The following is a 5,797-nucleotide window of genomic DNA, read 5'->3' as shown; positions in this document are numbered from 1 at the left end:
CCCCCGTACCCGGCCGCGCCGCGCAGCTCGCGGCGGATCTGCGCGGCGCGGCCGGGTACGGGGGCGGGCAGCTTTTCGGTGCGCAGCGTGAAGGCCGGGGCTTCTTCTCCGACGACGACGAGGCGGGTGGCGGCGTGGAAGCGGCCGAGGTTGGCCAGGTCGTGTTCGGACAGGCGGGGCTCGACGTGGCGGACGAGGCGCTTCGCGTCGAGCGGCGACATCGTGAAGTAGATCTTGCTGCGGGCGTTCGCGGCGATGCTCTCTTCCAGATGCCGGGGCAGCTGGGCGAGGTTCTGATGCGCCAGCGTGATCCCGAGCCGGTAGCCACGGGCGGCGGCGAGCATGTCCTCCAGCGCGTAGGGCAAGGTCAGGAAATTGTGGGCCTCGTCCAAGAACAGGCTGGCGTCCGGCCGTTTCCCCTGGGGCATCCGGGCGCGCCGGGTGGTGGCCTGCCAGACCGCGGACACGACGATCGATCCCATGAGCGCGGCGGTCTCGACCCCGAGGGCGTCTTGCGCGATGCGGACGAGGCACACCCCGCCGTCGTTGAGAACGGCGTCCATGTCGACGGTGGAGGGTCCGGCGGCGATCGCGGCCCGCACGAACGGCCGTAGCAGGAACCCACGCAGTTTGTTCATCAGCGGGGCGACGGCGTGCGCCTGCGCCGGCTCGGACAACGCCTCGTACCACTGCCAGAAACCGGCCAGGATGTCGTTGCCGTCACCCTTGTTGACCTCGCCGACCAAGCGGTCCCGATAGGCGGCGTCGGTGAGGAGCCGGGGCAGTTGGGTCAGGACGGGGACCTCGGGTTGCGCGGCGAGGGTGAGCAGGCCGGCGCGGAAGATGTCGTCGGTTCGTGGGCCCCAGGAGTCGTGGTAGACCCGGGAGAAGATGGAGACCAGGTTGTCGACGGCGCGTGTCCGGTCGGGCTGGTCAAGCGGGTTGAGGCATGGCGGCCGGCCCGACGATTCGGCGTCGAACAGGACGAGGCGGTCGAGGGCGTCGAGGGGGTAGCGGGCGAGGATGTCGATGATCTGGTCGCCCTTCGGGTCGACGTTGACCACGCCCCGGCGCGCGGCGACGTCGTCCAAGGTCATGCGGGCGAGCAGCTCGGACTTGCCGCTGCCGGTGGCGCCGAGGATGTGCAGGTGGTGGCGGGCGTCGGGGACCCGTAGGCCGACCGGGCGGGCCTGTCCGCCGTCGGAACGGCCGAGCGGGCGGATGTTCGGCCCGACTCCGGCGACGCCGGGCGGCGGCGCGACCGCCTTGGCCCCGGCGCGTTGTAGGCCGGGGGTCGCCTCGTCGACCGGCAGGTGGGCCAGCACGCCCACTTCGGCGACCGACAGCAGATTGCCGTGGCCGAGGTGGCGGGCGGCGAGGACGGGCAGCGGGCGGCGGAGCCGGGCCCGCTGGAAGTAGTTGTGCTCGCCGTAGGCGGCGAACGCCGACGCGATCGCATGTGCCCGGCCGCGTAGCTGCCCGCCGACCCGCGCGGCGGTGTCCTCGTCGGCGTGCTCGTCGAGGACGGCGACGACGGCGTAGCGGACGCGGACCTCGAACTGGGCGCCACGGCCTTTCGTGACGATCGCGCGGTCCTCCGCGGATAGCGCGAGGGAGGTCTGGTGGTCGACCTTCGTCGGTGTGGGGGTCCGACGGGTGCGTCGGCTGCGGCCCGTGTGGGGGGTGAGCAGGTCGAGCAGGTCGCCGAGCAGGGTGGCCGAGTCGCCAGCACGCACGCGGCGGGCCGACCGGCGGGCTTTGGCGACGCGGCGGCCCGTGACAGGGCGGGCCAGGATCTGCACGACCGCCCGTTGGGTACGGGCCAGACCGCCAGGGGCGGCGAGCAGCGCGCGGACGGGGTCGACGTCATGATCTGTACGGATCGGGAGCGCTTCCGCCCGGCCCAGGCGCAGTTCCCCGCCGGCGGCCAGTAGCCGCCGGCCGGGCCGGGCCACGACGGGCAGCGGCGCGCGGGCGGGGGTGGTGCGGGTGTGGGCGCCGGGCCAGGCGGCCTCGATGGCCCGCTCCACGAAGCCCTCGGGGACGACGCCGGGGACCCAGATCTGGATGCGGACCCCGTCGGCGTCGAACAGGTACTCCCAGACCAGGTGCGGCTGGCCGACCAGACGCCGCCAGCTGGGTCGGAGCAGGCCGAGCAGGTTTGCCCACAGCGCGCCCGCGCCCGCCGGGTCGACGGTGGGCGGGGCCAGCACGGTCACGAGGCGGGCGCCGGCAGTGAGCCGCTGCTGGTAGCGGCGGCGTAGCCGCCTGCGCAAGGTGAGCAGGCCGGCGGCGGTCAGGGCGAGCAGAGGGCCGGCGACGGGTCCCCAGACCAGTGCCCACGCCCGCAGATGGTGGAGGAAGCCGGCGGGGTCGGTCAGGTAGGTGGTGAGCGGCGACGACGGCGTGGTAGCCGCCGCGGCGAGCAGGTCCATAGTTACGATCTCCATGCGTCTCCAGCGGTGGCGGTCAGGGGGCGTCGAGGTAGATCTGGCCGTCGGGATCGACCGGGTCGTCCGGCGCGGCGAGATCGAAGAAGCCGTCGTCGTCACCGTCGTGGGCGTTAGTGGCGAGTTCGGCCGGGTTCGTCGTGATCAGGGCGTGCTCGACGTCCGAGGCGAGGGCCTGGAACGCGACTCGCTGTGCCCCGGCTGCGAGGAGTCCTTGACCGCGGTCGGCGGAGAGCAGGAACTGCCGCTCGCCCTGGGACAGGTCGAACACAGCGGTGATCTCGTCGATCGCCTGCGGTGCCTGCCTCAACAAGATCTGAGTGGCGGCGTTGGCGACGATCGCCTTGCCGAGGTCGGTCGCGAGCACGTCGGCGGTGTCCTGGGTCGCGACGGTGAGCCCGGCCCAGTACTTGCGGGCGCTCTTGGCCATGCGGTACAGGAAGTCCGCGCCCGCGGGTTGGCGCATCAGTAGCCATGCCTCGTCGACGACCACGAGGCGGGGCCGGCGGTCGGCCGGGTTGGAGACCCGTCGCCAGATCGCGTCGAGGACGAGCAGGGTCCCGATGGGCTTCAGTTCGTCGGCCAGGTCGCGCAGCGAGTAGACCACCAGGTGCCCGCCGCCGCTGCCAGTGGTCGGCCCGTCGAACAGACCCGAGAACGCCCCCGCCGTGTAGGGGTGCAGGCGAGCACCGAGCGCCACCGCCGCGGGGTCGTCGGAGCGGGCGAGAGTGGTGGCGAGATCCGCCAGCAGCGGTGCCGGTCGGCCCCAGCTGCGCGGGTCGGAACTGATCCCCACCGCCTGGTACGTGGCGGTGATCGCCGTGTCGAGGGCGGCGCGTTCGGCCGCGGTCAGCTGGCCGACGAGCACGGCGATGACGGTGTGCAGGAACAGGCTGCGGCGCACCAGCGCGTCGCGCGGCGCGGTCCGCCGGCCGTCGGGAGTGGTCTGGATCGGCAGGTCGAACGGGCTGAGCCGCACCCCGTCGCCGCCGAGATGCAGGTAGGTCCCGCCGACCGCGGCGGCGAGCCGCGCGTACTCGTCTTCCGGATCGACGACGTGGACCTCGATACCCCGGTAGAGACTGCGCAGAAGTTCCAGCTTGACCAGGTACGACTTGCCGGCGCCGCTGCGGCCGAGGATCACCGAGTTGTGGTTGTCAACATCACCGAACCGGTCCCAGTGCACCAGCCCGTTGCTGGCGACGTTGAGCCCATAGAGCACCCCAGCCGGAGCCAGGGAGGTCGGGTCGGCGGGCGGCAGGTCCGGACTGGTGAACGGAAACGCCGCACTCAAAGCCGCAGTATCGAAGGTGCGGCGCATCCGCACCTGATCCAGACCCAGCGGAAGGGTGCTCACCCAGCCTTGCAGCGACCGGTAACTGACCGACTTGGCGTCCAGCAACAGACTGGCCGCCAACGCCCGCACCGCAGCGACCTCGTCGGCCAGCTCGCTTTCGCTGGACGCGTGGACGGTCAAGTAGAGGCCGAGGCGGAACAGCTTGCCTTCGCCGCGGGCGACGCGGGCGGACAGGTCGTAGGCGTCCTCGGTCGCCGCCTCGACCTGCGGATCGACCAGCCGGCCGCGTTCGTCGCCGAGTTGGCGGCCGGACTCCAGCTTCGACAGCTGCCGGCGCAACCGGTTGGCCGCGGTGACCGGGTCGATCGGCTCGACATGCACCGCGACATCCACCCGGCCCGGGTAGGTCAGCAGCGGGGCGAGCCAGCCCGCGTGGACCTCGCGCGGATAGCCGGTAATCGCCATCGTGGCCAGGACGTCTCCACCCACGTCCAGATGGCGGGGCGCGATCGACAGCGAGTCCGGGACGAACGCCGCCGCAGCGGCGTCCACCGGCCGTGTCGACGGGCTGGGGGCCGGTGCGGCGGCCCGACGTCGAGCTCGTCTGTTCATCAGGCGTGTCCCCTCCGCGCGGTGTGTCGTGCTGGCCGCCAGGAGCCGCCGTTCACGCGTCCGGCGGGCGGGCGTGGGGCGGGGAGGTCCCAGAAGTCCGGGTCGTCGGTGTCGAGCGGGCCGTCCCCGTCGGCGTCGTCGTACTGGTCGCCATAGCCGGGGCCCTGCGCGTTCGGGTCGTCGAACCCGTCGTCGTCCAGGAAGCCGCCGCCCTCGGGGGCGGGCTGGTAGGCCGGGTAGCCGCCGGCGGGCTCGGGGACGTCGGCGGTGATGACCTCGTCGGGGGCGGCGAGCGCGGCCGGTGGCACCAGGCCGGCCGGGTTGCAGGCCGCGGCCAGCACGCTGGTCGCCGTACCGGCGTCCAGCGGCGTGATCACGATTCCCGCTGGTGCCAGCAGATTGGTGGCTTCGGCGAGGCGGCGGGTGAGCCGGGTGTGCGCGGCGCGGCGGCTTGCTGCACCGGCGCGGCGGGCGTCGCGGGCTGCTGCCCGCCGGCCGGTCAGCGCGGCCAACGGGGAGGCGCCACCGAGCCCGTCGACCGGGCCGGTGGTGACGAGCGGTTCGCGCAGGACCAGCAGTACCTGGCGGGTCAGCAGCTCCATCTCGACCGCGAGCTGGCTCAGGTAGGCCGCGTGCTCACGGACGGCGTGTGCCAGCGCGGGGTGGGGGAGCTGGTCGGCGGCGGCGTCGAGCTGGTGGATCTGGGCGGTCAGGTCGGCGGGCATGGCCCGCACGAGGATCTGCACCGGGGCTGTCAGGCTGTGTAGGTAGCGGGCGAACACGGCGACGAGGGAGTCCTGCTCACCTGGTGTGCGCAGCCCAAAGTTGATCGTGGAGGCGACCGCGACCACCGCCAGCCCGTCCGGTCCGAGATCGATCACCCCGACGCCGGCCTGCCCGGTGACGGTGCGGGCTGGTAGCCGCAGCGGTGCCGCGGTCGGCGTGTTGGCCGCCCGCCGTTCACCGGACCTGCTGGTGGCGCGGGCGGCGAGCCAGGGCGGTGGGGGGGTCACGCCCTCGGGGGCGTTGATGCGGTGCCGGGGGCTGGTCCGTTGACGAACGGCGGCGACAAGCAGGCGATCCAGAGACAGTCCGTCACGCTGACCGAGGACGACCAGGGCGGCGACCGCGGCGACCGGCACCGCCAGCACGGCGAACACCGGCAGCGGCAGCAGGGTGCGGGTGGCAGCCCAGACGAGGTAGAGCACGATCGCGGTCAACGTGAGGATCAGGACCTGCCGGGCGGTCAGGCCCGCCATGATCCGATCTTCGCGGTCAACATCTGCGGGGATGAGGACGGGATGTGTCACGGTCGCGGACCTCCAGGAGGTGGCGGTGCGACGAAGCGCGGCGTTGGGGCATGTCTCTTATACACATCCTAACCATCCGACGAACGACCTAGTGTAGTAGCTGAGGTGTGCGATGTTCATGAAAAAAA

3 protein-coding genes are annotated in these 5,797 nt (G+C 72.5%); all 3 read right to left on the bottom strand.

What is annotated here, in order from left to right:
* Nucleotides 1-2,450 (bottom strand): type IV secretory system conjugative DNA transfer family protein (locus tag AB1460_RS35320; protein WP_368966748.1); only part of this gene is annotated, 2,450 nt, incomplete at its 3' end.
* 19 nt (nt 2,451-2,469) lie between these two features.
* Nucleotides 2,470-4,359 carry a VirB4 family type IV secretion system protein gene (locus AB1460_RS35315; RefSeq protein ID WP_368966747.1) on the bottom strand — a complete coding sequence of 630 codons (1,890 nt, stop codon included), beginning with the start codon at nt 4,357-4,359 and terminating at the stop codon, nt 2,470-2,472.
* Complete coding sequence (locus tag AB1460_RS35310; protein ID WP_368966746.1) at nt 4,359-5,669, bottom strand: PrgI family protein; 1,311 nt, start codon at nt 5,667-5,669, stop codon at nt 4,359-4,361. The genes AB1460_RS35315 and AB1460_RS35310 overlap by 1 nt, the downstream gene beginning before the upstream one ends.
* Between the last annotated feature and the right edge of the window lie 128 nt (nt 5,670-5,797).

Source organism: Parafrankia sp. FMc2, assembly GCF_041008525.1.
Taxonomy (GTDB): Bacteria; Actinomycetota; Actinomycetes; order Frankiales; family Frankiaceae; genus Parafrankia.
The sequence above is the reverse complement of the archived record's forward strand: the minus strand, read 5'-3'. Positions and strand labels throughout refer to the sequence as shown.